Source organism: Bradyrhizobium sp. SPXBL-04, from assembly GCF_051853035.1.
Taxonomy (GTDB): domain Bacteria; phylum Pseudomonadota; class Alphaproteobacteria; order Rhizobiales; family Xanthobacteraceae; genus Bradyrhizobium; species Bradyrhizobium zhanjiangense.
This window is the reverse complement of record NZ_CP182472.1, coordinates 898,208-924,276: the sequence shown is the minus strand read 5'-3', so window position 1 is coordinate 924,276 and position 26,069 is coordinate 898,208. Positions and strand designations below refer to the sequence as shown.

Here is a 26,069-nt window from a genome sequence, read left to right as displayed (position 1 = left end):
ATAGCTCCGGCCGGTGTTTTTGGCTCGTTTTACTTGCCGAGCTTGCCGAGTTCGGCGGTCAGCTCCGGAACCGCCTGGTAGAGATCGGCCACCAGGCCGTAATCGGCAACCTGGAAGATCGGCGCGTCCTCGTCCTTGTTGATCGCGACGATCACCTTGGAGTCCTTCATGCCGGCCAGATGCTGGATCGCGCCGGAAATGCCGACCGCGACATAGAGCTCGGGGGCCACGACCTTGCCGGTCTGGCCGACCTGCCAGTCGTTCGGCGCATAGCCGGCGTCGACCGCCGCGCGCGAGGCACCGACACCGGCTCCTAACTTGTCGGCGAGCGGCTCGATGTACTTGGAGAAGTTTTCCCGGCTCTGCATGGCGCGGCCACCGGAGACGATGATCTTGGCCGAGGTCAGCTCGGGACGGTCGCTCTTGGCGACCTCCTCACCGACGAAGGACGACAGGCCCGGATCGGCCGCCGCCGCCACGTTCTCGACCGGCGCGCTGCCGCCTTCGCCTGCTGCGGCGAAGGTGGAGGTGCGGACCGTGATGACCTTCTTGGCGTCCTTCGACTTCACCGTCTGGATGGCATTGCCGGCATAGATCGGACGCTCGAAGGTGTCGGGGGCGACCACCTTGATGATCTCCGAGACCTGCATGACGTCGAGCAGGGCTGCGACTCGCGGCATCACGTTCTTGAAGCGCGAGGTCGCAGGCGCGACGATCGCGTCATAGCCGGAAGCCAGCGATACGACCAGCGCGGCCAGCGGCTCGGCGAGATCGTGCGCGTAGGTCTCGCCATCGGCGAGCAGCACCTTCTTCACGCCGGCAAGCTTGGCAGCGGCATCCGCCGCGGCCTTGGCGTTCTGGCCGGCCACCAGCACCTCGACGTCCGCGCCGAGTGCGGCAGCCGCGGTGAGAGCCTTGTTGGTCGCATCCTTCAGCGACGCATTGTCGTGTTCGGCAATCAGAAGCGTCGTCATCAGAGCACCCCGGCTTCGTTCTTGAGTTTCGACACCAGCTCGGCGACGTCCTTGACCTTGACGCCCGCCTTGCGGCCCGCCGGCTCCGTCGTCTTGAGAATCTCGAGACGAGCGGCAACGTCGACGCCGTAATCGGCGACGGTCTTTTCAGCGATCGGCTTCTTCTTGGCCTTCATGATGTTGGGCAGCGAGGCATAGCGCGGCTCGTTGAGACGCAGGTCGGTGGTGACGATCGCCGGTCCCTTCAGCTTCACGGTCTGCAGACCGCCGTCGACTTCGCGCGTCACCTTGAAGTCAGAACCTTCGACCTCGAGCTTTGAGGCGAAGGTCGCCTGCGACCAGCCGAGCAGAGCGGCCAGCATCTGGCCGGTCTGATTGGAGTCGTCGTCGATCGCCTGCTTGCCGAGGATGATCAGGCCCGGCTGCTCTTCTTCAGCAACCTTCTTCAGGATCTTGGCGACCGCGAGCGGCTCGACATTGCCCTCGGCCTTCACCAGGATGCCGCGGTCAGCGCCCATCGCGAGACCGGTGCGGATCGTCTCCGATGCCTGCGCAGGTCCGATCGAGACCACCACCACCTCGGTCGCCTTGCCGCCTTCCTTCAGGCGCAGCGCTTCCTCGACCGCGATTTCATCGAACGGGTTCATGGACATTTTGACGTTGGCGAGTTCAACGCCCGATCCATCGCTCTTGACGCGGACCTTGACGTTGTAATCGACCACCCGCTTTACCGGCACTAAGACCTTCATCGATCCTCTTTCACTCAATTTGGGAGGGGAGTTATCAACTGGCGCGGAACCTAAAGGCCTGATCAGGCCCGGTCAACGCGCGAACGAGCCAAATTTTAGACCTTAGAAATGCGCCCGCTCAATGGGTCAGCGGTTCTGGCCGGGAACCCAGAGCACGTCGCCGGCGCCATTCCCGTTGGCGGCTCGGCTGGCCACGAACAGGAAGTCCGACAGGCGGTTCATATATTGGATGCCAGCCGCGCTGACCGGCTCGCCGGGCTGAGCAGCCAGTTTCACCATCACCCGTTCCGCCCTGCGGCATATTGTGCGCGCGACGTGAAGATGAGCCGCGGCCGGCGTGCCGCCCGGCAGCACGAAAGAGGTCAGCGGCGCGAGCTTGTCGTTGAGTGCGTCGATGTCGCGCTCGAGCCGCTCGACCTGGCTCGCCACCACCCGCAGCCGCTCCGCTTTGCCTTCGCGCTCGGGCACCGCAAGATCGGCGCCGAGATCGAACAGATCGTTCTGGATACGGCCAAGCATCGCATCGAGCTCGGGCATATCCGAGGTGTGGAGCCGCACCACGCCGATCGCGGCATTGGTCTCGTCCACGGTGCCATAGGCCTCTATGCGCAGATCGTATTTCGGACGACGCTCGCCCGAGCCGAGCGCCGTCGTGCCGTCGTCACCGGTTTTCGTGTAGATGCGGTTCAACGTGACCACGTAGACCTCTTAATTTTGGGGCATGATCTCGTCGGAAAACCGCTTCACACTTTTTTCCGGATCATGTCCTATCGCCCCATGGCCCAGACTGCGAGCATGGCAAGGATGATCGCCACAAACTGAAGCAGCACGCGCCAGCGCATCAGCTTCTGCGAGGTGTTGGGCGAGCCGCCACGCATCATGTTGACGAGCCCGAGCAGCAGCACGAGCGCCACGGCGCCGACCGCGATCGGCAGGATGAAAGTACTCAAGATCGATGCCATTGGGGTTAGATAACACCGTGCTTGCGGATGCGCCATGGTGCCGCGGCAGGCACCGGCGTCATTCCGGGGCGATGCGACGGGACCGCGCGACGCGCGAGCCGGAGCATCGAGCCCGGAATCCATCGCTCCAGGTACGTTGCAGCTAAATGGATTCCGGGCTCGCGCTGCGCGCGCCCCGGAATGACGCCGGAGAGGGACAGGCTATCGCCTGCGCGATCTGGCTTTTAGGCCAATAATATCAGATGGTAGCGGAATGATTTCCGATTTGCGCCAATTGCCTGTTTACCCCACCTCTCTCCCCGCGCGCGGAGAGAGAGCAGTGTAGGTCGCGCATGAAAGCGATCCGCTACATCTACGTCGTCGTGATGGACGCGTTCTACACGTTCCTCGCTGACGACGGCTGGGCGATCGCGAGCCACATCGCCCTGTCGACGCTGATGGCGCTGTTCCCGTTCCTGATCGTGCTGACCTCGCTTGCCGGCTTCTTCGGCTCCAAGGAACTCGCTGATCAGGCCGCCGGCCTGATGCTCCAGATCTGGCCCAAGCAGGTCGCCGATTCGATCTCCGGCGAGGTCCACGACGTGCTGACCACCACCCGCACCGGCATTCTGACCATCGGCGCGGCGCTGTCGGTCTATTTCGCCTCCAACGGCGTCGAGGCACTCCGCGTCGCGCTCAACCGCGCCTATGCCGTGGTGGAGATGCGCCGCTGGTACTGGCTGCGGCTGGAATCGATTGCCTACACGTTGATCGCAGCTTTCACTGCGCTTGCCATGGCGTTCCTGATCGTGCTCGGTCCGCTCCTGATCGAAGCGGCGCGACGCCATATCCCGCTGTTCGTCGAGTCCAACGAGAGCATCCTGACCTGGGTGCGGTACGGCATCACCATCAGCGCGCTGGTGGTGGCGCTGTTCATCCTGCACGCATGGCTGCCGGCGGGACGCCGCAGCTTCCTCCAGATCATGCCGGGCATCGTTTTCACGGTGGTGGCGTCGCTGGTCTCCGGTGTCGTGTTCGGGCAATATCTGGCGCGCTTCGCCAACAATTACGTGACGATGTATGCGGGGCTGGCCTCGGTCATCATCGCGCTGGTGTTTCTGTATTTCATCGCCGCGATTTTCGTGTACGGCGGCGAGCTCAATGCCGCGATCATCAAGTCGCGGCTGCCTCACGGCGTGTCGCTTCAAGCAGCGCAGTCGCTAAAGCCCGCGGAGACACAGGCTTGACCAGGAAGGCGTCCGCACCGGCCTCGCGCGAGGCCGCCTCGTCCTCGCCGCGACCGGAAACGCCGATGATGGGGATCTGAGCCAGCGGCGTCGGCAGCGTGCGGATTCGCCTGATGGCCTCGACGCCGTCGATGCCGGGCAGCACCATGTCCATCAGCACCGCGTCGAACGCTCCTTGCGCCAGCCGACCGACCGCATCCTCGCCGCGACCGATGAACTCGGCATGATGGCCGAGCTCGGTCAAAATGGTGTTGAGCACCACGCGGCCGAACGGATTGTCCTCGACGCTAAGCACGCGAAGGGCAGCCACCGCCTCGGGCTCGCTACCGTTCTTTCCTTTGCGCGATTTGCCCGATCCCGCCGCATCCAGCGACACCGTCAGCGTGAACGTGGCGCCGCCGCCGCGGCGCGGAGCGACCGTGATGTCGCCGCCCATCGCGCGCGCGAGCTGCTTCACCGAGGATAGACCCAGACCGGCGCCGCCGAAGCGCGATGCAATGGTGACATTGGCCTGGGTGAATGGGCGGAACAGCCGCTTGATCTCGGCCATGGTAAGACCGATGCCGCTGTCGGACACCGCGAAGGCGATGCCGACCCTGCCCTTATCCTTGGCTTTGCCTTTGCGCTCGTCCTTGGCGAGACGCCAGGGCGCCACCGCAAGCGCCACGCCGCCCTGATCGGTGAATTTCACGGCATTGTCGATCAGGTTCTCGAGCGCAGCGCGCAGGCGGACGGGATCGCCGACCACCAGCCCCGGCAACTTCTCGGAAATGTCGACCTGGGCCTGAAGACCCTTGGCCGCGGCGCGGCCGGCCAGCGAATCGCCGGCGCTGCGGGCAAGCGTCCGCAGGTCGAACAGGTCCTGCCGCAGCGTGCTTCCCCCCTTTCCTGTCCGGGCAGCGTCCACAAACACCGTCGCAAGGCTCGCCAGATGTTCGGCGCCGGCCTTGATGGTGTCGGCCCAGCGCCGCTCCCGCTCGCCGAGATCGGAGGTCGCGAGCAGGTCACTGATCGCCAGAATACCGGTCAGGGGGGTGCGGACCTCGTGGGCAAAGGCGGCGAGCGCGGCCTGGACCACGTCAGGCGCGACCGCCTTGGTGCTGCGCTTACGCAACCGGCCGGCCGCCCCGGACCGCTTCCGAGGCGGTCGCCTGGACGTTCGCGTGGTGCGCATTGGGCGCGTTTTCGCCGCCATAGATCCCCTTCGAACCCCGGGCTCTCGGGCAAGCATGGCACGGCGGAACACCCGGAGTCACGGCGGCGTTTGGCTAACCCCCAGAGAAACTTAACCTAATCCCACCGATCGACGGATGCCGGCCGGCGTGGCACCGGCGGCGCGCAATTCCCGCAGGCCGGTCGAGCGGCTCGATTTCGACAGCTTCCGCCCCTCGCCGTCGCGGATCAGAGCGTGGTGGCGATAAGCCGGTTCCGGCAGGCCAAGCAGGATCTGCAGCAGGCGGTGTACCGATGTGGCGTGAAACAGGTCCTGGCCCCGCACGATCTCGCTGATGCCCTGGTGGGCGTCGTCGACCACCACGGACAGATGATAGCTGGTCGGCGTCTCCTTGCGGGCGAGTATCACGTCGCCCCAGGCTTCCGGTCGCGCCGACACGATGCCGCGCTCGCCATCCGGCCCCGCGCCGAGTTCGTTCCAAGTTAGGCCGGCGACGCGCCGACAGGCAGCCGCCATGTCGAGCCGCAGCGCGTAAGGCGCGCCGGATGTGATCAGCCGCTCGCGCTCGCCGGCCGACAGCGACTTGGCGTCGCCGGGATAAAGTGGCGCGCCGTCGGGATCGCGCGGCCACGGCCCATCCACCTCGCGCGCGGCTATAAGCCTTGCGATCTCGGCGCGGCTTTCAAAGGCCGGATAGACGAGACCGAGCGCAGAAAGCTTGTCCAGCGCGGCACGATAGTCGGCAAGATGCTCGGACTGTCGCCGCGCCGGTGTTTCCCAGGAGATCCCGAGCCAGGCGAGATCCTCGTAGATCGCCGTCTCATAGTCCGGCCGGCAGCGCGTCGCGTCGATGTCCTCGATCCGCAGCAACAGCCGCCCGCCGGTCTCGCGTGCACGTTCGAAGTTCAGCAGCGCGGAATAGGCGTGGCCGAGATGCAGGAAGCCGTTCGGGCTTGGGGCAAATCGGAAAACGGGTGGCATGAGTTCTCGGTGTATTCGTCATTGCCGGGCTTGACCCGGCAATCCATCTTCCAGGACTCTCGTTAGGAGATGGATGCGCGGGTCCCGCCTACGCCGAAGGCTTCGGCGGGCTTTACGGTATTGGGCCAGCGTAGCTTTAGCAGAGACGGCAAGCCCGCGCATGACGAGTTGAGCAAGCAATGACCATCCACCTCGAATCCCAGTCCGATCTCGAAGAGGCCGTCCATGCGCTGATCAAGCGCGACCCGCGCCTCAAGCCCGTGCTGGAAATCGCCGGCATGCCGGCCTTGCGGCGGCGCGAGCCGGGTTTTGCGGGGCTCGCCCACATCGTCTGCGGGCAGCAGCTCTCGACCGCGAGTGCCGCGGCGATCTGGGGACGGCTGTCGGCGGCGTTCGATCCATTCGACCATGACGCCGTGCGCCGCGCGCGCACCGACCGGCTGGGACGGCTCGGCCTCTCCGCCGCCAAGATCAAGACCCTGAAACACCTTGCGCGCGAGATCACGGCGCAACGGCTGAACCTCGAGGTTCTCGCCGAAGAGGATGCCGACGCCGCGCATCACACGCTGATCTCGCTGCCCGGCATCGGCCCCTGGACGGCCGACGTCTATCTGCTGTTTTGCCTGGGTCATGGCGACGCCTGGCCGGCCGGCGACCTCGCCGTGCAGGAGGGGATCAAGCTTGGTCTCGGCCTGAAGACGCGACCGACGGAGAAGCAGATGGCGCCGCTCGCCGAGCCCTGGCGTCCGCTGCGCGGCGCCGCGGCGCATCTGTGGTGGAGCTATTACCGCGCGGTGAAGAAACGTGAGGGCGTGCTCGCGGGGGCGGGCTAGCCCCGCAGCCGCGCGCGGTCGGCCCGGGCGCATTCGGCGACGAAATCGACCACGGCGCGCACCGCCGGCAGCTCGACAAGGTCGGGATGGGCCAGCAGCCACAGATCCGCGACGCTGGCGAGCTTCTGCGGGGCGACGCGCACGAGATCGGAATAGGCTTCGGCGACGAAGCACGACAGTGCCGAGATTCCGATCCCGGCGCGGACCGCCGCCAGCATGTCCCCCTGGGAGGAGCAGCGCATCACCACCCTCGCCTGCCGCGTGACGACGTCGCTCCAGCGCGCAAGCTGCGCATTGGACGTCTGGTCGGCGAAGCCGATGACGCTGTGCTCCTTCCACTCGCCGCGCCGTTCAGGCAGTGACCGCCCGGCGGCATAATCGCGGGAGGCATAGAATCCCGTGCCGAGACGGCCGATCTTGCGGCCAACCAGGTTTTCCTCGCCGCTGTCGACAGGCCGCAATACCACGTCCGCCTCACGCCGGCGCACGCTTGCCGGAAACGGATGGGTGATGATCTCGAGCTGGATATGATCGTGCGCACGCAGGAAGGCAGGCAAGCGCGGCATCAGCCAATGCGAGGCCAGCGTCGCGCCGATCGATAGCTTGACGATACCGCGCGCCTTGTGTCCCTTCGCCGCAACCGCGGTCTCGGCCCGTAGCGCCGCAGCTGCCATCGCCTCGGCGTGCTCGCGCAACGTCCTTCCATCCGCGGTCAGCGCCAGGCCGTCAGCGGCGCGCGCCACCAGCCGCGTGCCGAGCTGGGCTTCCAGCGCCGCGATGTTGCGGCTGACGGTTGGATGGCTGGTGTGCAGCCTGCGGGCGGCGGCGGTGAAGCTGCCGGTATCGGCGACCGCAACGAAGGTCTTGCAAAGGTCCCAGTCCATCGGCAGCCTTGTTCAAATCTAAAGGGTCATCCGTTCATTATTGAACGGCCGGGCCGCGCCGTCCAACCTTATAATGGGATCAAATCTGCAACACGGGCGCCAATCCGCCCGGGCACAATCAACATGGAAACGCCTCGTCATCCGCCCGCCGGCGGTGCCGCGTTTCAGGAGGACATGATGGCGCTGCCCACTCTCTTGAAGGATTCGCTCGAGCTGCCCGTCGTCGGCTCGCCCCTCTTCATCGTCTCCGGCCCGGAGCTGGTGATCGCCCAATGCAAGGCAGGCGTCGTCGGCTCGTTTCCCGCGCTCAATGCCCGTCCGGCCGAGCAGCTCGACGAGTGGCTGAGCCGGATCGAGGACGAGCTCGGCGAATACAGATCGCGCAATCCCGGCAAGAAGGTCGCGCCCTACGCCGTCAACCAGATCTGCCATGCCTCCAACGACCGGCTGATGAAGGACATGGAGACCTGCGTCAAGCACAAGGCGCCCATCATCATCACCTCGCTGCGGCCGCCGGCGGAGATCGTCAAGGCCGCGCACTCCTATGGCGGGCTGGTGTTCCACGACGTCATCAACGTCAAGCATGCACGCAAAGCCGCCGAGCAAGGCGTCGACGGCCTGATCCTGGTCTGCGCCGGTGCCGGCGGACATGCCGGCACGCTGTCGCCCTTCGCGCTGGTGCGCGAGGTCAAGCAATGGTTCGACGGCGCGATTCTGTTGTCGGGCGCGATCAGCGACGGCTTTGGCATCGCCTCCGCGCTGACGCTGGGCGCCGACCTCGCCTATATGGGCACGCGCTTCATCGCCACGAGGGAAGCCAATGCCGACGAAGCCTACAAGTCGGCGCTGACGCAGCACGCCGCGCACGACATCGTCTACACCAACCTGTTCACCGGCGTGCACGGCAACTATCTCGGCCCTTCGATCACTGCCGCCGGGCTCGACCCGGACAATCTCCCGGTCGCCGACAAATCGAAGATGAACTTTGGCTCCGGCGGCAACATGAAATCGAAAGCGTGGCGCGACATCTGGGGATCGGGCCAGGGCATCGGACAGATCACCGATGTCCCTCCCGTCGCGGAGCTCGTCGACCGCATGAAGAGTGAATTCGATCAGGCCCGCCAGGATTTCCTGATGCGTGTGAGCGCCTGACGTCTCGGACCGGGCAAGAAAGAGCGGGAGGACATCATGAAGCTGGCAGCCGCACTGATCGGCCTGTCCCTGCTGGCGCTCGCCAGCGGCGGCGCCCATGCCGAAGGCAACGGCGAGATCCGCATCGGACAAACCCTGCCCTATAGCGGTCCGGCCTCCGGCTTCGGCGCGATCGGGCGGACGCAGGAGGCCTTCTTCGAGAAGGTCAATGCCGAGGGCGGCATCAACGGCCGCAAGGTCACGTTCATCACGCTGGACGACGCCTACTCGCCGCCGAAAACAGTCGAGCAGACCCGCAAGCTGGTGGAACAGGACGAAGTGCTGATGATGTTCGGCTCGCTCGGCACCGCCACCAACAGCGCCGTGCAGCGCTATCTCAACGGCAAGAAAGTCCCGCAGCTGTTCGTGCTCTCGGGCGCGACGAAATGGGCCGATCCGCAGAAATATCCGTGGACCATGCCCGGCATGGCCGCCTACGAGTCCGAGGGCGTGGTCTATGCCAAGCACGTGCTGCGGACCAAGCCCGACGCCAAGATCGCCATCCTGTCCCAGAACGACGATTTCGGCCGCGACTATGTCGCGGGCTTCAAACGCGCGCTCGGCGCCAAGGCCGCCAGCATGATCGTTGCGGAGCAGACCTATGAGACCAGCGCGCCGACGATCAGCTCGCAGCTCTCGACCCTGAAGGCGTCGGGCGCCGACGTGCTGTTCGGCGTCGTGCTCGGCAAGTTCACCTCGCAGATGATCAAGGGCGTGGCTGAGATCGGCTGGAAGCCCGAGCTGTTCTTCGTGCCGACCTCAGCCTCGTCGATCTCGTTCCTGGAGCCCGCCGGGCTCGACAACGCCGTCGGCCTGATCTCGTCGAGCAACCAGAAGGACACGATGGACCCGCAATGGGCCAGCGATCCCGGCGTGAAGGAATATTTCTCCTTCATGAAGCAATACATGCCGAACGCGGATCTCTCCAATTCCAACTACGCAGCCGGCTACCACTATGCGACGCTGCTGATGACCGTGCTGAAGGCGTGCAAGGATGATTTAAGCCGCGACAACATCATGCGCCAGGCGGCCTCGCTGAAGGAGGTGAAGCTGCCGCTGCTGCTGCCGGGCATGTCCGTCACCACCGGCCCCGACGACTACCTGCCGTTCCAGCAGCTTCAGCTCCGGCGCTTCAATGGCAAGAGCTGGGTAGGGTTCGGTGACGTGCTGGACGATCGCTAGACTCGAGGACACACAATGATCATCAGCGGTGAGCGCCAGATCGGCAACGACGAGATCCAGGCGCGCATCAGACGCGCGGCGAGCGGGCTTCGCGCCCTCGGCCTTGCCGAAGGCGCGCCGGTCGCCATGATGCTGCGTAACGATTTCGCTCTGTTCGAGGTAGTCGCGGCTTCGGCCGCGCTCGGCAGCCCCGTGGTACCGATCAACTGGCACCTGAAAGCCGAGGAGGTCCGCTATATCCTGACGGATAGCGGTGCGAAGATCCTGGTCTGCCACGCCGACCTGCTGCCGCAGATCCGCGCCGGCTTGCCCGAGGACGTCCGCCTGCTCGTCGTCGCGACGCCGCCCGAGCTGGCGACGACCTTCGCCATTCCCCATGAGCTGACCGAGGTCCCGGCCGGACTGACCGATTGGGACGGCTGGCGGGACAGCCATCCGGAAATGCAGGAGCCGCCGCGCCGTGCCGCGGCGATGATCTACACGTCGGGGACCACGGGCATGCCGAAGGGCGTGCGGCGCATGCCGATGCAGCCGGAACAGGCGGCCGCCTCCGAGCGCGTCGGCGCGATCGCCTACGGCATCAAGCCGCGCGAGGACCAGGTCGTGCTGATCAACGGCCCGATGTATCACTCGGCGCCGCATTCCTACGGCATGATGGCCTTCCGCAACGGCTGCACCATCGTGCTCCAGGCGCGGTTCGACGCCGAGGAGTTGCTGGCGCTGATCGAGCGCCACCGTGTGACGCATATCCACATGGTGCCGACCATGTTCGTCCGCCTGTTGCGCCTGTCCGAAGCCGTCAGGCAGCACTACGACCTGTCGTCGCTGCGCTTCGTCGTGCATGGCGCCGCGCCCTGCCCGCCCGAGGTCAAGCGCGCCATGATCGATTGGTGGGGACCGGTCATCAACGAATATTTCGGCTCGACCGAGACGGGCATCCCGGTCTGGCACTCGGCCGAGGAGGCGCTGAAAAAGCCCGGCACGGTGGGCCGCGCCATCGAAGGCGGCATCGTCAAGATTTTTCGCGATGACGGCAGCCTTTGCGACGTCAATGAGGTCGGCGAGATCTACATGCGCCAAACGGCGGTGCCGGACTTCGACTATCACGGCAAGGCGCAGGCCCGCGCCGAAGCCGGACGCGACGGCCTCGTCAGCGTCGGCGACGTCGGCTATCTCGACGAAGACGGCTATCTGTTCCTGTGCGACCGCAAGCGCGACATGGTGATCTCGGGCGGCGTCAACATCTATCCCGCCGAGATCGAGAGCGTGCTGATCGCAATGCGAGGGGTGCGCGACTGCGCCGTGTTCGGCATTCCCGACGCCGAATTTGGCGAGCGGCTGTGCGCCTGCGTCGAGCCGGAGTCCGGTGCGCAGCTCACGGCCGCGGGCGTGCGGGCTTTTCTGCGCGAGCGATTGGCCAACTTCAAGGTGCCGAAGGAGGTCCAATTCCTGGACGCGTTGCCCCGTGAGGCGACCGGAAAGATCTTCAAGCGCAAGCTGCGCGATCCTTATTGGGCAAACCACAGTTGACGGCACTCCGGGTAAACGCTTTTGACGTCAGCCGAACCAGTATAGCGTCAGCTCATTTCGAAGCATGATCGCTTCGGAAAACCGCTGCACACTTTCGGGATCTGTGCCGGATCACCTCGAAATATCTCGCGCTCCAGATCAAGGCGATCGAGGAAGGGATTTTGCCAAGCGCTGTGACTATGCCATTGAGCACAGCTTGGGCAACATCGTCATTGCGCGCGCAGCGAAGCAATCCAGGCTGTCTCCGCGGAGGGATTCTGGATTGCTTCGCCGCGCTCGCAATGACAACGTGGGGACTGCATCGCACCCCCACTCGGGAATTGAGGGAAGATACACATGCCAGCCATTCTCGGCACCGGCGAGCACCGCTACCGCGTCGTCGAAAATTTCGCAAAACTGCCGGACGGCTGGCAGCTCACCGACGTCGCCTCCGTCGCGGTCGACAGCAAGGACCAGATCTACGTCTTCAACCGCGGTGCCCATCCGATGGTGGTGCTGGACCGCGAGGGCAGCTTTTTGCGCAGTTTCGGCGAAGGCCTGTTCTCGCGCGCGCACGGCCTGCACATCGACGCCGACGACAATCTCTATTGCACCGATGACGGCGACCACACGGTGCGCAAATGCACCACTGACGGCAAGGTGCTGCTGACGATCGGTATCCCCGAAAAGCCGGCGCCGTTCATGAGCGGCGATCCTTTCCATCGCTGCACCCACACCGCGCTGTCGCCGAAGGGCGAGATCTACGTCTCCGACGGCTATGGCAATGCGCGGGTGCACAAGTTCACGCCTGACGGCAAGCTGCTTAAGAGCTGGGGCGAGCCCGGCACCGATCCCGGGCAGTTCAACATCGTGCACAATATTGCCACCGACGCCGACGGCTGGGTTTACGTCGCCGACCGCGAGAACCACCGGGTGCAGGTGTTCAACGGCGAGGGCAAGTACGAGACGCAGTGGAACAACCTGCACCGCCCCTGCGCGCTGTGCTGCTGCGGCGGGGCTAAGGGCCCGACCTTCGTGATCGGCGAGCTCGGCCCCGGCATGGCCGTCAACCGCAAGGTGCCCAATCTCGGTCCGCGGCTGTCGATCGTGGATGCCAAGGGCAAGCGCATTGCCCGGCTCGGCGGCGAGGAGGGGCCGGGCGTCGCCAGCGGCAAATTCCTGGCGCCCCACGGCATCGCGCTGGATTCGAAGGGCGACATCTATGTCGGCGAGGTCGGCGTCACCGACTGGAAGACCAGCTTTCCGGACGAGGAGATGCCGGCCGCGGTGCGCACGACTCGGTGCCTGCAAAAGCTTGAGCGGGTGCGCGAGTAGCTAAGGCAGGCGCAACGCACCGGGAAGGCGGTTCCGGGCCGGCTGCATGGCCCTGCCCGGAATCGCGGCTTTTTGGGCGCTTTTGCCACCCCGCCGCCGCATTGCTCGCGACTGAATAAGTCGCTCAACGGGCTTCACAATCCCGTCACGCTGCATGTAGTATGTCAGTACATGCTGCTTCGCAGCGTATATTGGAGGCCGGGAGCGTTACTTGAACGCACATGTCTCGCAAGGCAGTTGGCCGGTGTTGGTGCTGAATGCGGACTTCCGGCCGCTGAGTTACTACCCACTGTCTCTGTGGTCGTGGCAGGACGCGATCAAGGCGGTGTTCCTCGACCGCGTCAACATCGTCGCGCATTACGACCAGGCGGTTCGAAGTCCGACGTTAGAGATGCAACTGCCGAGCGTGGTTTCGCTCAAATCCTTCGTCAAGCCGACCACCCATCCCGCCTTCACCCGTTTCAACGTCTTCCTCCGCGACCGCTTCAATTGCCAATATTGCGGCTCGCCCGAAGACCTCACCTTCGATCACATCATCCCGCGCAGCAAAGGCGGCCAGACCACCTGGGAGAACGTGGTCGCGGCGTGCTCGCCCTGCAATCTGCGCAAAGGCAATCTCACGCCAGCGCAAGCAAAAATGTTTCCGCGCCAGAGCGCGTTCGCGCCGACCGTGCACCAGCTCCACCGCAACGGCCGCCTGTTTCCGCCGAACTATCTGCACGACAGCTGGCTGGACTATCTTTACTGGGATACCGAGCTGGATCCGTAAGGGCATTTCGGGTGCTTGAAGGCGATTGTCGTATCGAGTGCGAACTAATTTACCCGCGGCGTATTCCTGTCCACGCGCCGCGACGATGACCACCGCACATCCCTATCCCCGCAACTGCTCCATACATGAGCTATCAGCTGCTCTTCCGGGGCCATGCTGACGTAAATTCTGTAGCAGTCGTTACCGTCCCTTAAACCTCTGGTGGCAGTTTGGCCGGGATCCGCGGAACCGCGTGCCAGGCCGCGATCTGTCAGGTTCGAGGTCGTCACCAATGTTTGCCGAAACGCTGGAAGCGGTTCAATCCTCACCGTCGAAGCGAACGATTTATGTCCGCTTCGTGCTCGCGACGCTCGCGGTGATGGTGCTGTTCAAGACGTTCAGGTTCGGCCGCTGGAGCGCCTGGCAAGTCCGCGAACTGTCCGATTTCGACGCCTTCTACCTCGTTGCGCGGCAGATCTGGCATGGTCAGCTTGATCTCGTCTACCGGTTCGAGACGCTGGTCCAGCTTCAGCAGGCGTTCAACGGTTCGACCAGCTTCATGCCCTGGACTTATCCGCCGCAATTCGACCTGCTGGTGGCTCCCCTTGCGCTCCTGCCGGCCGGCATCGCCTATCTGCTGTTTATCACCGCGACGCTCACTGCCTATCTCCTGACGATTCGGGCCATCGCCCGCAACAATTTCGCGCACATCTTGGTCGTGCTGTTTCCCGCGCTGGCGATCACGGTCGGCTGCGGCCAGAATGGCTTTCTCACCGGCGCCCTGATCGGCACCGTTTGCCTCAACGTGGAGCGGCGCCAGATCATCGCTGGTCTTGCGCTCGGAGCAATGGTGATCAAGCCACATCTGGCTATCGCCGCGGGCCTCTACATGCTTGCGACGCGCCGCTGGACGGCGCTTGCAACCGCCGCAGCAGTCGTGCTCGCAAGCTCGCTCGTCTGCACGCTAGTGTTCGGATGGCAGATTTGGGCCGCATGGCTAGGCGCAATCAGGGAATCTGCGATCTTCCTCGACCGCGGCTTTTATCCGCTGTTCCGAATGGTCTCAACCTACGCTGCGCTCAGTCGGGCCGGCGTACCCCCGAGCATTGCCTTCTGGGCACAGGCAGCTGCGGCGAGCCTCGCCTTGTCTGCGATCGTGCTTGCCCTCTGGCTTGGAGCGGCGCGCAGAATGTCGCCCTCGTTTGCGCTCGGTGTCGTCGCCATGGTCTCGGTGATGATCAGCCCGTACGCCTATGACTATGACCTGCCGATCATCGGGATTGGCCTCGCGTTGATGCTCCCCGACCTGGCACAAGTGGCAAACGTGCGCGAGCGCAGCTTCGTCTACGGGCTGATCCTGCTTGCCGGCGCCTATGGAATGCTGCAATCGGCAAGGCTCGCGGCGCAGTTCGGCAATGAAGCGGATCTGGATGACAAGTTTACGCCTTCGCTCGGAGGCTTCGCGATGATGGCGCTGTTGGCCATGTTGCTGCGGCTGCTGTGGCGTGGACTGCAGCCTGCCCCCATCGTGACGCAGGCCGCGGAATAGCCTACCCGAGCGTGACACCATCGCGCAGGACGGAACCGGACCGGCCGGCGCTCGTTCAGATGAGAGCGTACGCTGCGCCGCGTGCCGCGGCGCAACCGAGGAGGTTCATCATGCCCACAGCCGAACATGATCACGTCTACAAGATCCTGGAACTGGTCGGATCATCCGAGACGTCGATCGACGATGCGATCAAGAACGCGATCGGCCGCGCCGCCAAGACCATTCGCGAGATGAAATGGTTCGAGGTGGTGCAGACACGGGGTCACATCGAGAACGGCACTGTCCGTCACTATCAAGTGACGCTGCGCGTCGGCTTCACGCTGGAGGGATGACGCAGCGGACGCGGATGAAGCTGTCGCGCTGCGGCAAGGTGGTTAACAACCGCCGAGGAGAGTCAATCAAGATATCGTCAACTCCCTCCGGTTGAATACGGACGCACAAAATCATCGCAGAAGTTGCAATAGGCCGTTAAGGCCAAAGTGAGAGGTTTGCTCCGAAATGGAGCAAGCCTGATGGTGACGAGCCGCGAACTCGGCAAGACGCGCCTTCCGCTCTGGGCCGCGGGATTCATCGTGCTGATTTGCGTTGAGATCCTCGGCTTGAGCGCCTGGCGCGAATGGGAGGCGCGCAATGCCGATCTCAGGACCGCCGAGATCGACGTCACCAATCTGGCGCATTCGCTGATCCAGCACGCGGACGATACGTTCGAACTCGCCGATACGATCCTGGTCGGGCTGGTTCACCGGCTCGAAATCGACGGGACGGGTCCGGATGCGATTGCGAAACTCCAGGCCTATCTGCCGACACGCAAATCATCGGACCGCATCCGCGGCATCTTCATCTATGACGCGACCGGCGGGTGGCTTGCCACGACTGAACACCTCGACTTCTCCAAGCTCAACAACAGCGACCGCGACTATTTCCGTCACCATCGCGACTCGCCGGCGACGGGCACGCTGATCGGACCGCCCGTCAAGAGCAAAGCCGGCGGCCAATGGATTATCACCGTGTCCCGCCGGATCAACGATTCCGACGGCGGCTTCGCCGGCGTTGCCCTGCTCACGATCGACGTCAGCTATTTCGTCAAATTCTACGAGCGCTTCGACTTCGGGCCGAACGGCTCGGCCTCGCTGCTCAACAATAGCGGCACCATGCTGGCGCGCAGTCGCGACGAGAGCGGCGCCTTCGTCGGACGCGACCTGTCCAATGCGCCCTTGTTCAGAAGTTGGAAAAGCCGCCCCGCCGGGGCGGTCTACTATTTCAGGTCGCCGATCGATGGCGTGGACCGGCTGAGCTACTATCAGCGCAGCAGCCGCTATCCCCTGATGGTGCTGGCGAGCAAGTCGCAAGACGACGTGCTGGCCTCCTGGCGGCGCGCAGCGACCACACGCATGACCTTCGTCCTCGGCCTCGTTGTGCTGATCGCATTGATCGGCTCCTACCTGGTCCGTCAGCTGGTGCAGCGGCAGCGCATGGCCCAGGCCTTGGTCGCCAAGGAAGCAAATTTCCGCCTGCTGGCCGAGCAATCCAGCGACATGGTGACCCGGATCGGACTGGACAACCGCGTGCTCTACGTCTCTCCCTCATGCGCGCGCATCACCGGCTGGTCCGCCGAGGAATTGCTGGGCACGTCGGCGCTCGCTGGCATTCACGCGGACGACATGGAACGGGTCCGGCAGGCCATCACCGCGCTGAGGAACGGCGAGGCCGAGGAGGCGCGGTTCGTCTATCGCCAGCATCATCGCGACAAGGGCGAGATCTGGGCCGAGGCGGCGCTGCACGTGACGCTGGCGTCGGACAGCGGCGCGATCGACGGCGTCGTCGCGGTGGTGCGCGACATGACCGAGCAGAAGGACCTTCAGGACAAGCTCGCCTCGCTGGCAACGACCGACGGTCTCACCGGTCTCGCCAACCGGCGCGCATTCGACGAACGCCTTGCCGACGAATGGGCGCGTGCCCGGCGCGACGGCACGCAGCTCTCGTTGCTGCTGATCGATGTCGATCATTTCAAGAAGTTCAACGACCATTACGGACATCTGGCGGGCGACGCCTGCCTGCGCGCGCTCGGCCGGATTCTGTCCACCTACGCGAGACGTCCGGCCGACCTCGCGGCGCGTTACGGCGGCGAGGAATTCGCGGTGCTGTTGCCGAACACCGGCCCGGATGGTTGCGCCGAGGTCGGCGAAGGAATCCGCCAGGCGCTGCTCGATCTCGCCATGCTGCATGCGCAGAATCCACCTTCCCGGCTGGTGACTGCGAGCGTCGGCGGCGCGGCTGCTCTTCCGTCCCAGACCACGATGGACTGCAGCACGTTGGTCGCGGCCGCCGATCGCGCGCTCTACGCCGCCAAGGACAGCGGCCGTGACCGGCTGGTGATGTCGGGACAGGTGGTCCCCTGGCCCGCCAAGAGCGCGTGACATCGGAGATTCCGCCCTCGAAACTCGCCGACTTTGGGCCTCGCATCGGCTGGTTTTTGCTCCGCGTTTGTCGCCCGTATTCGGACAGGATATGACTCGGATCACGGCCGGATGTCCGGCCACTCCGAGAGTGCTGCTGTGACTAATGGGATCAAGCTCGTCCTCTTCGACATGGACAATGTCCTGTGCGACTACGACAGGGGAAAACGTGTCGCATGTCTGGCGGAGCTTGCGGGATCGACCAGCGAGTTCATCCACAAGGCGATCTGGGACAGCGGATTCGAGCTGCTTGGCGATTGCGGCGCTCTCGATGCCGCCGACTATTTGCGGGGCTTCGGCGAGCGCATCGGCTATCCGCTCTCGCTCGACGAATGGGTCGAGGCGCGGCGCCGTTCAATGCAAGCCAAAGGCGCGATGCTGGAGATTGCCGGCAGCTTGCGTAAGACCGTCGACATTGCCGTCCTGACCAACAACACCACGCTGGTCGCTGATCATATCGACACGCTGCTACCGGACTTGCGCCCGCTGTTCGGCTCCCGAATCTACACCTCAGCCCAATTCAAGACCGCGAAGCCGGACCCGCGCTGCTACCGCCTCTGTCTGTCGGAGCTCAACGTCGGGCCAGAGACCGCCCTGTTCGTCGACGATCTCATGGCAAATGTCGCCGGCGCACGCGAGGCGGGTCTGTTCGCGCATCACCACACGTCAGTGGAGAGCTTCAGGCAGGCCCTTTCGGAGCTCGGCCTGCTTCACGAATGATCCGCGCGGCCCTCCGCCGGCATCAAGCCAGATGGCACGAGACAAAATGCCCGCCCGCCCCTTCTCTCAGCTCCGGCGCGCTTTCCGCGCAGCGCGGCTGGGCGATCGGACAGCGGGTGTGGAAGTGGCAGCCGGATGGCGGCTTCATCGGGCTCGGCACGTCGCCCTTGAGGCGGATGCGTTCGCGCTTGAGCTTGGGATCGGGCACCGGCACCGCGGATAGGAGCGCCCTGGTGTAGGGATGCTGCGGGTTGCGGTAGAGGTCGCTCGCCTTCGCCAGCTCGACGATGCGGCCGAGATACATCACCGCGACGCGGTCGGAGATGTGTTCGACCACAGAGAGATCGTGCGCGACGAACAGATAGGTGAGGTTCAGCTCGGCCTGGAGATCTTCCAGGAGGTTGATCACCTGCGCCTGGATCGACACGTCGAGCGCGGAGACCGGCTCGTCGCAGACGATCAGTTTCGGTTCGACCGCGAGCGCGCGCGCGATCACGATACGCTGGCGCTGGCCGCCGGAGAATTCATGCGGATAGCGCCGCATGTGCTCGGCCTTGAGCCCGACTTTGACCAGGAGAGCCGCGACGCGCTCCTCGCGCTCTTTCGCGGATGAGGCGAGATTGTGGATGGTGAAGGCCTCGCCGAGGATCGCGCCGACCGTCATGCGCGGATTGAGCGAGGCGAACGGATCCTGGAACACCAGCTGCATGTTCCGTCGCATCGCGCGCAGATCGTTGCCGCCGAGCTTGCGCACATCCTGGCCGTCGAAGGTGACCTCGCCGTCGGTCGGCTCGATCAGGCGCAGCACGCAGCGTCCCGTCGTCGACTTGCCGCAGCCGGACTCGCCGACGAGACCAAGCGTCTCGCCGCGATTGACCGAGAACGACACGCCGTCGACCGCATAGACGGTGCCGACCTGGCGCGACAACAGGCCGCCGAGCACAGGGAAATGTTTCTTCAGGCCGCTGACGCGGAGCAAGGGCTCGCTCATGCCGCGTCTCCCAAATTAGTATCTCCCAGATGACAGGCCATGCGATGGTCGGGCGCGATCTCGCGCAGCAGCGGCTCCTTCTCGGTGCAGACCTTCATGGCAAACTTGCAGCGCGGGGCAAAGCGGCAGCCGACCGGCGGATTGATCAGGATCGGCACCGAGCCGCCGATCGCCTCCAGCCGCGTCTTGTGCTCGCTGTCGAGGTCGATGCGGGGAATCGAGCGGATCAACCCTTGCGTATAGGGATGGCGGGGATCGCCGAAGAGGTCGTCGACCAACGCCTCCTCCACCACCTTGCCGGCATACATCACGACAACACGCTGCGCGGTCTCGGCGACGACGCCCATTGCATGGGTGATCAGCATCACCGCCATGCCGAAGCGGACCTTCATGTCCTGGAGCAGGTCGAGGATCTGCGCCTGGATGGTGACGTCGAGCGCGGTGGTGGGCTCGTCGGCGATGATCAGCTTCGGCTTGCAGGCGAGCGCCATCGCGATCATCACGCGCTGGCGCATGCCGCCGGAGAACTGGTGCGGATAGTTGTGCACGCGGCCTTCGGCATTGGGGATCTGCACCAGCTTCAGCATCTCGATGGTGCGCTCGAGCGCCTGCTTCTTGGTCACCGCTTCATGCCGGCGTAGGCTCTCGGCGATTTGCTCGCCGATCGTGAGCACCGGATTGAGCGAGGTCATCGGCTCCTGGAAGATGAAGCCGATCTCCTTGGCCCTGATCTCGTCGAGCTGATTGCTCGTCAGCGGCACGAGATCGCGGCCCTCGAAGATGATCTGGCCCGCCGCGATCCGGCCCGGCGGCATCGCGATCAGCTTCAGGATCGACATCGCCGTCACGGTCTTGCCGCAGCCGGACTCGCCGACGACGCAGAGCGTCTCGCCCCTGTTGATGGAGATGTCGACGCCGTCGACGGCCTGGAGGATGCCGTCGTCGGTGGAGAAGTGGGTTTTCAGGCCCTTGATTTCGAGCAGCGGAGCCATCAGATCACCCGTCGCGCATCGAGCGCGTCACGCAGGCCGTCACCGATGAAGTTGATGGCGACCACCGCGATGAAGATCGCGCCGCCCGGAAACAGCGCCCAGTGCGGACCGATGTCGAGAAAGTCCTTGGCATCGAACAGCAGCCGGCCCCAGGTCGGGGTATCCGGCGGGAAGCCGAGGCCGAGGAAGGACAGCGTCGATTCCGCGATGATCGCAGCGGCGACGTCGATGGTACCGGCGATGATCACCGGGCCGACCGCATTGGGCAGGATGTGGCGCACCACCTGTCGCACCGGACTGGCGCCGAGCGCGCGCGCGGCTTCGACGAACTCCTTCTCACGGATCGACAGGAACTGCGCACGCACCAGGCGCGCCACCGGCATCCAGCGAAGGCCTCCGATCACGAGCACGATCAGGATGAAGATGCCGCCCTCGGGTCCGAACAACTGCTTCAGCCCGTCGCGGAAGAGATAGATGAGCAGCAGCAGCAGCGGCAGTTGCGGCAGCGACAGGAAGAGGTCGGTGAGCCACATCAGGCCGTGTCCGAGCGCGCCGCGCGACATGCCGGCGAGCGCGCCGATCAGCGTGCCGATGAACACCGAAACCAGCATGGCGGCGAGCCCGACCGCGAGCGAGATCCGCCCGCCATAGATCATGCGCGCCAGGATGTCCTGGCCGAGATCGTCGGTGCCGAAGGGATGGGCGAGCGATGGGCCCTGCATGCCTGCGATGATGTCGATGTCGTTGATCTTGATGCGCCAGATGAACGGGCCGATCACCACCGCCAGCACCAGGATCAGGAGCAGGAAGGCGCTGATCACCGCGAGCCGGTGGCGGCTGTAACGCCGCCACGTCTCGCGCCAGGGCGAGTAGACGCCCCGCTCAGCGGAGGGAGATGCGAGGGTCAAGCCAGCCATAGAGCACGTCCGCGATGAGATTGAACAGCACGACGAGGCACGCGAAGACGAAGGTGACGGCCATCACCACCGGCGTGTCGTTGGAAAGGATGGAGGAGATCAGCAGCGAGCCGATGCCGGGGATGCGGAAGATCTGCTCGGTGACGATGGCGCCGCCGAACACCGCGGGCATCTGCAATGCAATCAGCGTCACGACCGGGATCATGGCGTTGCGCATCACGTGCTTGATGATGACCTTGGCTTGGCCAAGGCCCTTGGCACGCGCCGTGGTGACGTAGTCGAGCCGGATCACGTCGAGCATCGCCGAGCGCACGAAACGCGTCATCGACGCCGCCTGGAACAGGCCGAGCACCGCCACCGGCATGATCGCCTGCCTGATCATCTCCAGCACCCAGCGGATGCCGGTCGCCTTGATGTCGGTCGTATAGACGAAAGGCAACCAGTCCAGCGTGACCGAAAAGATCAGGATGAACAGGATGCCGGTGAAGAAGGTCGGCAGCGAGAAGCCGACGAAGGCGAGCGTATTCGCGATCTGGTCGAACAACGAATACGGCTTGGTCGCGGCATAGACCCCGACGGGGATTGCGATCAGGAGCGCCAGGATCTGCGCCGAGCCTATCACGTAGAGGGTGGCCGGCAGGCGCTGGAGGATCAGCGTGTCGACGTTCATCCGGCTGACGAAGGAGAAGCCCCAGTCGCCGTGCAGCATGGCGTTGAGCCAGTGCAGGTAGCGGAGGTGAATCGGATCATCGAGGCCGAACTTGGCCCGAAGCGCCGCCTGAACTTCGGGCGGCACGTTCGGATTGGTCGCCAGCTCGGAGAACGGATCGCCGGGCGCGAGCGCGAGCACGACGAACAGCACGACCGAGATTCCGAGCAGGCTCGGAATCGCGATCAGCAGGCGACGCAGGACGTATTGGCTCATGAGGGAAAGGCCCCGTCTAGAGTTGGGGGATCATTCCTCGCGGTACCAGTCGAACAGATTGTCGGTTTCGTTGGCCCAGCCGGAGATCACCGGGCGCAGCGTGTTCGAGGCCGCCTCCACTTTGAGCCGGTGCTGCGCCGGAATGAACACGGTGTCCTGGAACAGGAGGTCGTTGGCCTTGATGTAGAGCGCCGCGCGCTTGACCGGATCCATCTCGCCGTCGGCGGCGTCGATGGTGGTGTCGTACTCCTTGTTGACATAGCGCGGGAAGTTGGTGCCCTGCCACTTATTCTCCTTCGTCGCCACGTTGGTCGAATGATAGCGGCGCATGTGCTGGGCCGGATCGGGCTGGCTCATCGGGATCTGGAACATCTCGATGTCGGCATAGAACTTCGCATAGGTGTCGGGATTGGCGACGTCCGACGAGAAGAACACCGAGGCCACGACCGACTTCAGCTCGACGTCGATGCCGGCCTTCTGACAGGCCTGTTTGACGATCGCCTGGGTCTTCTGGCGCGGGCCGTTGATCGAGGTCTGGTAGAGCAGCTTCAGCTTCTTGCCATCCTTCTCGCGGATGCCGTCGGCGCCCGGCTTCCAGCCGGCATCGTCCAGGATCTTCGAGGCTTTCTCGATGCTGAACTCCCATGAGGTGTTCTTGGAGACGAACTTTTCGGGGCCGTTGAGGAAGTTCGCGGTGGTGCGGCCAGCGCGGCCATAGATGGCCTTCTTGATGGACTCGCGATCGACCAGCAGCGACAGCGCCTTGCGCACGGCGGGGTCGGAGAACAACGGATGCTTGGTCTTCATCGAGGAGCGTTCGCCGTCGACCTCGGTGTTGGGATCGGTGAAATTGAGCGCGATGAACTCGGTGTCGCCACCCACGGCATAGATGGTCTTGCCCTTGCCGCCCTTCTCCAGGCGCAGGAGGACGTCGTCCTCGACCTGGATGTTCCAACCGAAATCATACTCGCCGGTCTGGATCACCGCGCGTGCGGCCGACACAGCGTCGCCACCGCCCTTCATCTCGAGCGTGTCGAAATAGGGCCGGTTCGGCATGTGATAGTCTTTGTTGATCTCGCCGCGGATCAGGTCGCCGGGCTTGAACTCGAGGAACTTGTAGGGGCCGGTACCGACGGGCGCGAGGTTGTTCGGCGCTTCGCGAGACTTGGAGCCCTTGTACTCGGCGAACAGGTGCTTGGGCAGAATCTGTCCGGTTGCACCGACAAAGGCGTCCGCCCAGAACGGCGTCGGCTTCTTGAAGGTGAGGCGGACCGTGAGGTCATCCACCTTCTCGACCGTGATGTCGCGGTAGGTCGCCACGGTGACGGCGGCGGTCGCCGGATCGATGATGTATTCCCAAGTGAAGACGACGTCGTCGGCCGAGAACGGCTTGCCGTCGTGCCATTTCACGCCGGGCTTCAGCTTCCACGTTACCGATTTGCCGTCGGCGGCCAGCAGGCCGTTCTGGGTCGAGGGAATTTCGGACGCCAGAACCAGCTTCATGTTGCCGTCCGGATCCCAGCAGGCGAGCGGCTCGTAGAACAGGCGCGAACCGTCCTGGTCCTTGGTGCCGGTGGCGAAATGCGGATTGAGCAAGGTCGGACCCTGCCACCACAACAGCTTCAATGCGCCGCCACCGCCGCGCTTGGTCGGCTTGTAGGTCGAGGCGCCCTCGGCCATGGCGACACCGCCGAGCGCGAGGATCTGGTTGGCCAGCGGTGCGGTCAGGCCCACGGCAGCCAGGCGCTGGATGAAGGCGCGGCGATCCATCCGCCCGTCCTTCACCTGCCCGATCATCGAACGCAGTTCTTTATCCAGCATGGTTGTCCCCCGTCTGGTTTCCATAGTGATGAGGCGGCCGTGAAGTGCGGCCGCCTATTTGGCTGGCAGTAGATGGCACACCGAATGGGGTGGACGTCAACTGGGACCGTGTGTGTGCAAACGGTCTTCTGGCTGCCTGTTGGGCAAAACGACGTTCCGTGAGCCCATCCGTTCGGCAATCCAGCATCAAAACATGCTGGATTGCGCGCTGCACTGCGGAAAATTTGTTCGCCGGATCAGACGAAGTATCGAGGCGAAATTCTACGCCACGGACATATCGAGCGGCGGCGCGACGTGGTCCGGCAACGGACAAACGTAAGGCGTCTTGGCCGTCCGCTTCTGAAGATCCGCCTTGGCAGACTTGATCAGCTCCGGTTCCGTCAGCGCCTTGATGCCGAGCCCGGCCATCGCCTTGGCCGCCTGCACCATGGCCTTGTGTGCATGCGGGCTCTTGCCTTGCGCGACCACCTGCCAGGTGTGGAAGGGCGTGCCAATTGCAACCGTCGGTGCGTGGACCTGCACGGTCGGGACCACCCAGCTCACGTCGCCCACATCGGTCGAGCCGACCAGCGGGTTGCGCTTGGCATCCAGCGGCACCAGGAAGTCGGCCAGCGGCCGATCGGTCGGCTCCATGCCGATCGCGTAGTAGACCGACGAGATGTCCTTGTCGCTCAGCGTTGCACGGATCTGGCCGGCAAAGCTCTTGTCCGCGTCGTCGAAATGCGGCGGTCCGAGCTCTTCCATCACCCGGTGCAGCGCCTGTTCCAGCGGCGTGTTCGGCAGGATGTTGGAGACCGCGGAGATGATCTTCATTTCCACCTTGGTCTCGGTCATCAGCGCCGCGCCTTGCGCGATCTTGGACACGCGCTCGACCAGCTCGTTCATGCCGGGAAGATCGCGGGCACGGATCGAATAGCGCACGCGCGCATGGGCCTGCACCACGTTGGGCGCGATGCCGCCGGTGTCGAGCAAGGCATAGTGCACGCGCGCGTCGCTCGGCATGTGCTCACGCATGTAGTTGACGCCGACGTTCATCAATTCCACCGCGTCGAGCGCAGAGCGGCCGAGATGCGGCGAGGCCGCCGCATGCGATGTGCGGCCGGTGAAGATGAAATCCGCGCGCGTGTTGGCGAGCGACGGCGTCACCGCCACCTCCCAGAAGCTGTGCGGATGCCAGGTGATGGCGATATCGGCATCTTCGAACGCACCGGAGCGCACCATGAAGGCCTTTGCCGCGCCACCCTCTTCCGCAGGGCACCCGTAATAACGCACGCGGCCCGGCACCTTGTTCTCGGCAAGCCAGTCCTTCACCGCGGTCGCGGCGAGCAGCGCGGCGGAACCGAGCAGATTGTGACCGCAGCCATGGCCATGGCCACCGGTCTCGATCGGACGGTGCTCGGCGACACCCGCCTCCTGACTCAATCCCGGCAGCGCGTCATATTCACCCATGAAGGCGATGACCGGACCGCCCTCGCCCCACTCGCCCATCAGCGCAGTCGGGATGCCGGCGACGTTCTCGGTGATGCGGAAACCCTGATGGCGCAGCTCGGCGAGATGCTCGGCGGCTGATCGCGCCTCGGTGTAGCACACCTCGGGCGTGCCCCAGACCTTGTCGCTGAGGTCGATGAAACGCGCCTTGATCGTGTCGACGCCACGCCAGATGTCGCTGCGGTTATCCATGCTTCGATCCGTGATCCCTGGTCAAACGAAGCGGCAATGGTTAGCAGCTTCGTTGCACGCCGCCTAGCATCTCGCCGGACACCAGCCATGCGGCGGCGGCCGGATCGAAGTGACGCCCGCCGTCTGTGCACGAACCGTCGCTAAGCCTTTTGAAGATTTCACGCGGCGTTCTCTGGAATAGTTGGGAACGAGGCTTTCAAGACGGCGTCCTCCGGCCTAAATTATGCGTGCTTCGCGCCTCGTTCCGCCGGCCACGGCGGAGCGATGCTC

Annotated in this window: 24 protein-coding genes; 11 read left to right on the top strand and 13 right to left on the bottom strand. The window is 64.4% G+C overall.

All coding sequences use genetic code 11. The features are described 5' to 3' along the window. Nucleotides 1-29: 29 nt before the first annotated feature. The 4 genes from ACNJX8_RS04305 to ACNJX8_RS04290 all read right to left on the bottom strand — a co-directional run bounded on the left by ACNJX8_RS04305 (nt 30) and on the right by ACNJX8_RS04290 (nt 2,685). Nucleotides 30-974: an electron transfer flavoprotein subunit alpha/FixB family protein gene (locus ACNJX8_RS04305; protein ID WP_439359717.1), complete on the bottom strand. Its 945-nt coding sequence runs from the start codon at nt 972-974 to the stop codon at nt 30-32. Then, the gene (locus ACNJX8_RS04300; protein WP_128931205.1) at nt 974-1,723 is read right to left on the bottom strand and encodes an electron transfer flavoprotein subunit beta/FixA family protein; all 750 of its coding nucleotides are present in this window, start codon (nt 1,721-1,723) and stop codon (nt 974-976) included. The genes ACNJX8_RS04305 and ACNJX8_RS04300 overlap by 1 nt, the downstream gene beginning before the upstream one ends. Nucleotides 1,724-1,849: 126 nt before the next feature. Further along, the gene (locus tag ACNJX8_RS04295) at nt 1,850-2,422 is read right to left on the bottom strand and encodes a cob(I)yrinic acid a,c-diamide adenosyltransferase (protein WP_128931204.1); all 573 of its coding nucleotides are present in this window, start codon (nt 2,420-2,422) and stop codon (nt 1,850-1,852) included. A gap of 68 nt (nt 2,423-2,490) precedes the next feature. After that, a complete protein-coding gene (locus tag ACNJX8_RS04290; protein WP_128937125.1) occupies nt 2,491-2,685 on the bottom strand; it encodes a twin transmembrane helix small protein in 195 nt (64 codons plus the stop codon). Between the two features lie 332 nt (nt 2,686-3,017). On the opposite strand from ACNJX8_RS04290, the gene ACNJX8_RS04285 reads away from it, so the two are divergent. Continuing rightward, nucleotides 3,018-3,911, top strand: coding sequence for a YihY/virulence factor BrkB family protein (locus ACNJX8_RS04285; protein ID WP_249759421.1), 894 nt, complete (start codon nt 3,018-3,020; stop codon nt 3,909-3,911). On the opposite strand, the gene ACNJX8_RS04280 is transcribed toward ACNJX8_RS04285, so the two are convergent. Beyond that, complete coding sequence (locus ACNJX8_RS04280; protein ID WP_439359716.1) at nt 3,838-5,106, bottom strand: ATP-binding protein; 1,269 nt, start codon at nt 5,104-5,106, stop codon at nt 3,838-3,840. The two genes, ACNJX8_RS04285 and ACNJX8_RS04280, sit on opposite strands and share 74 nt — an antisense overlap. Nucleotides 5,107-5,196: 90 nt before the next feature. Next, the gene (gluQRS, locus tag ACNJX8_RS04275) at nt 5,197-6,066 is read right to left on the bottom strand and encodes a tRNA glutamyl-Q(34) synthetase GluQRS (protein WP_128947163.1); all 870 of its coding nucleotides are present in this window, start codon (nt 6,064-6,066) and stop codon (nt 5,197-5,199) included. A 179-nt stretch (nt 6,067-6,245) separates the two neighbouring features. Here gluQRS and ACNJX8_RS04270 point away from each other — a divergent pair, with 179 nt between their 5' ends. Then, a complete protein-coding gene (locus ACNJX8_RS04270) occupies nt 6,246-6,899 on the top strand; it encodes a DNA-3-methyladenine glycosylase family protein (protein WP_439359715.1) in 654 nt (217 codons plus the stop codon). Here the strand turns inward: ACNJX8_RS04270 and ACNJX8_RS04265 are convergent. Then, nucleotides 6,896-7,783, bottom strand: a complete 888-nt coding sequence (locus tag ACNJX8_RS04265) for a LysR family transcriptional regulator (RefSeq protein WP_128931199.1) — start codon at nt 7,781-7,783, stop codon at nt 6,896-6,898. The two genes, ACNJX8_RS04270 and ACNJX8_RS04265, sit on opposite strands and share 4 nt — an antisense overlap. A 177-nt stretch (nt 7,784-7,960) precedes the next feature. Between ACNJX8_RS04265 and ACNJX8_RS04260 the strand changes: the two genes are divergently transcribed. The 9 genes from ACNJX8_RS04260 (at nt 7,961) to ACNJX8_RS04220 (ending at nt 18,473) form a co-directional block, all read left to right on the top strand. Continuing rightward, nucleotides 7,961-8,935 (top strand): NAD(P)H-dependent flavin oxidoreductase, encoded by a 975-nt coding sequence (locus ACNJX8_RS04260; RefSeq protein WP_439361806.1) that lies wholly within the window; start codon nt 7,961-7,963, stop codon nt 8,933-8,935. A gap of 36 nt (nt 8,936-8,971) precedes the next feature. Continuing rightward, a complete protein-coding gene (locus ACNJX8_RS04255) occupies nt 8,972-10,156 on the top strand; it encodes an ABC transporter substrate-binding protein (RefSeq protein WP_128931198.1) in 1,185 nt (394 codons plus the stop codon). Between the two features lie 15 nt (nt 10,157-10,171). Beyond that, entirely contained in the window at nt 10,172-11,686 is a 1,515-nt protein-coding gene (locus ACNJX8_RS04250) for an acyl-CoA synthetase (protein WP_439359714.1), read from the top strand. Between the two features lie 336 nt (nt 11,687-12,022). Next, nucleotides 12,023-13,000 carry a peptidyl-alpha-hydroxyglycine alpha-amidating lyase family protein gene (locus tag ACNJX8_RS04245; protein ID WP_439359713.1) on the top strand — a complete coding sequence of 326 codons (978 nt, stop codon included), beginning with the start codon at nt 12,023-12,025 and terminating at the stop codon, nt 12,998-13,000. A 211-nt stretch (nt 13,001-13,211) separates the two neighbouring features. Then, nucleotides 13,212-13,769, top strand: a complete 558-nt coding sequence (locus ACNJX8_RS04240; protein ID WP_018646514.1) for an HNH endonuclease — start codon at nt 13,212-13,214, stop codon at nt 13,767-13,769. A gap of 271 nt (nt 13,770-14,040) precedes the next feature. Further along, on the top strand, nt 14,041-15,297 hold the full coding sequence (locus tag ACNJX8_RS04235) for a glycosyltransferase family 87 protein (protein ID WP_439359712.1): 1,257 nt from the start codon (nt 14,041-14,043) through the stop codon (nt 15,295-15,297). A gap of 110 nt (nt 15,298-15,407) precedes the next feature. Beyond that, nucleotides 15,408-15,629 (top strand): dodecin, encoded by a 222-nt coding sequence (locus tag ACNJX8_RS04230; RefSeq protein WP_128931193.1) that lies wholly within the window; start codon nt 15,408-15,410, stop codon nt 15,627-15,629. Nucleotides 15,630-15,809: 180 nt separating this feature from the next. Next, a complete protein-coding gene (locus ACNJX8_RS04225) occupies nt 15,810-17,714 on the top strand; it encodes a sensor domain-containing diguanylate cyclase (RefSeq protein ID WP_439359711.1) in 1,905 nt (634 codons plus the stop codon). 111 nt (nt 17,715-17,825) lie between these two features. After that, a complete protein-coding gene (locus ACNJX8_RS04220) occupies nt 17,826-18,473 on the top strand; it encodes an HAD family hydrolase (RefSeq protein ID WP_439359710.1) in 648 nt (215 codons plus the stop codon). A gap of 22 nt (nt 18,474-18,495) precedes the next feature. Here ACNJX8_RS04220 and ACNJX8_RS04215 read toward each other — a convergent pair whose 3' ends face one another. The 6 genes from ACNJX8_RS04215 to ACNJX8_RS04190 all read right to left on the bottom strand — a co-directional run bounded on the left by ACNJX8_RS04215 (nt 18,496) and on the right by ACNJX8_RS04190 (nt 25,799). After that, nucleotides 18,496-19,464 carry an ABC transporter ATP-binding protein gene (locus tag ACNJX8_RS04215; protein WP_128931190.1) on the bottom strand — a complete coding sequence of 323 codons (969 nt, stop codon included), beginning with the start codon at nt 19,462-19,464 and terminating at the stop codon, nt 18,496-18,498. Then, nucleotides 19,461-20,456 carry an ABC transporter ATP-binding protein gene (locus ACNJX8_RS04210; protein WP_439359709.1) on the bottom strand — a complete coding sequence of 332 codons (996 nt, stop codon included), beginning with the start codon at nt 20,454-20,456 and terminating at the stop codon, nt 19,461-19,463. The genes ACNJX8_RS04215 and ACNJX8_RS04210 overlap by 4 nt, the downstream gene beginning before the upstream one ends. Further along, a complete protein-coding gene (locus ACNJX8_RS04205) occupies nt 20,456-21,373 on the bottom strand; it encodes an ABC transporter permease (protein WP_128931188.1) in 918 nt (305 codons plus the stop codon). Before ACNJX8_RS04205 ends, ACNJX8_RS04210 begins: the two co-directional genes overlap by 1 nt. Beyond that, the gene (locus ACNJX8_RS04200) at nt 21,339-22,298 is read right to left on the bottom strand and encodes an ABC transporter permease (RefSeq protein ID WP_091891317.1); all 960 of its coding nucleotides are present in this window, start codon (nt 22,296-22,298) and stop codon (nt 21,339-21,341) included. The genes ACNJX8_RS04205 and ACNJX8_RS04200 overlap by 35 nt, the downstream gene beginning before the upstream one ends. A gap of 30 nt (nt 22,299-22,328) precedes the next feature. After that, on the bottom strand, nt 22,329-24,119 hold the full coding sequence (locus ACNJX8_RS04195) for a peptide ABC transporter substrate-binding protein (RefSeq protein ID WP_439359708.1): 1,791 nt from the start codon (nt 24,117-24,119) through the stop codon (nt 22,329-22,331). A gap of 261 nt (nt 24,120-24,380) precedes the next feature. Then, nucleotides 24,381-25,799, bottom strand: coding sequence for a M20 family metallopeptidase (locus ACNJX8_RS04190; RefSeq protein ID WP_128947172.1), 1,419 nt, complete (start codon nt 25,797-25,799; stop codon nt 24,381-24,383). Nucleotides 25,800-26,069: the final 270 nt, after the last annotated feature.

Coding starts and splice junctions, on each gene's coding strand:
- ACNJX8_RS04305 (WP_439359717.1), bottom strand. CDS start 974: ATGACGACGCTTCTGATTGCCGAACACGACAATGCGTCGCTGAAGGAT.
- ACNJX8_RS04300 (WP_128931205.1), bottom strand. CDS start 1,723: ATGAAGGTCTTAGTGCCGGTAAAGCGGGTGGTCGATTACAACGTCAAG.
- ACNJX8_RS04290 (WP_128937125.1), bottom strand. CDS start 2,685: ATGGCATCGATCTTGAGTACTTTCATCCTGCCGATCGCGGTCGGCGCC.
- ACNJX8_RS04285 (WP_249759421.1), top strand. CDS start 3,018: ATGAAAGCGATCCGCTACATCTACGTCGTCGTGATGGACGCGTTCTAC.
- ACNJX8_RS04280 (WP_439359716.1), bottom strand. CDS start 5,106: ATGGCGGCGAAAACGCGCCCAATGCGCACCACGCGAACGTCCAGGCGA.
- gluQRS (WP_128947163.1), bottom strand. CDS start 6,066: ATGCCACCCGTTTTCCGATTTGCCCCAAGCCCGAACGGCTTCCTGCAT.
- ACNJX8_RS04270 (WP_439359715.1), top strand. CDS start 6,246: ATGACCATCCACCTCGAATCCCAGTCCGATCTCGAAGAGGCCGTCCAT.
- ACNJX8_RS04265 (WP_128931199.1), bottom strand. CDS start 7,783: ATGGACTGGGACCTTTGCAAGACCTTCGTTGCGGTCGCCGATACCGGC.
- ACNJX8_RS04260 (WP_439361806.1), top strand. CDS start 7,961: ATGGCGCTGCCCACTCTCTTGAAGGATTCGCTCGAGCTGCCCGTCGTC.
- ACNJX8_RS04255 (WP_128931198.1), top strand. CDS start 8,972: ATGAAGCTGGCAGCCGCACTGATCGGCCTGTCCCTGCTGGCGCTCGCC.
- ACNJX8_RS04250 (WP_439359714.1), top strand. CDS start 10,172: ATGATCATCAGCGGTGAGCGCCAGATCGGCAACGACGAGATCCAGGCG.
- ACNJX8_RS04245 (WP_439359713.1), top strand. CDS start 12,023: ATGCCAGCCATTCTCGGCACCGGCGAGCACCGCTACCGCGTCGTCGAA.
- ACNJX8_RS04235 (WP_439359712.1), top strand. CDS start 14,041: ATGTTTGCCGAAACGCTGGAAGCGGTTCAATCCTCACCGTCGAAGCGA.
- ACNJX8_RS04230 (WP_128931193.1), top strand. CDS start 15,408: ATGCCCACAGCCGAACATGATCACGTCTACAAGATCCTGGAACTGGTC.
- ACNJX8_RS04225 (WP_439359711.1), top strand. CDS start 15,810: ATGGTGACGAGCCGCGAACTCGGCAAGACGCGCCTTCCGCTCTGGGCC.
- ACNJX8_RS04220 (WP_439359710.1), top strand. CDS start 17,826: ATGTCCGGCCACTCCGAGAGTGCTGCTGTGACTAATGGGATCAAGCTC.
- ACNJX8_RS04215 (WP_128931190.1), bottom strand. CDS start 19,464: ATGAGCGAGCCCTTGCTCCGCGTCAGCGGCCTGAAGAAACATTTCCCT.
- ACNJX8_RS04210 (WP_439359709.1), bottom strand. CDS start 20,456: ATGGCTCCGCTGCTCGAAATCAAGGGCCTGAAAACCCACTTCTCCACC.
- ACNJX8_RS04205 (WP_128931188.1), bottom strand. CDS start 21,373: ATGGCTGGCTTGACCCTCGCATCTCCCTCCGCTGAGCGGGGCGTCTAC.
- ACNJX8_RS04200 (WP_091891317.1), bottom strand. CDS start 22,298: ATGAGCCAATACGTCCTGCGTCGCCTGCTGATCGCGATTCCGAGCCTG.
- ACNJX8_RS04195 (WP_439359708.1), bottom strand. CDS start 24,119: ATGCTGGATAAAGAACTGCGTTCGATGATCGGGCAGGTGAAGGACGGG.
- ACNJX8_RS04190 (WP_128947172.1), bottom strand. CDS start 25,799: ATGGATAACCGCAGCGACATCTGGCGTGGCGTCGACACGATCAAGGCG.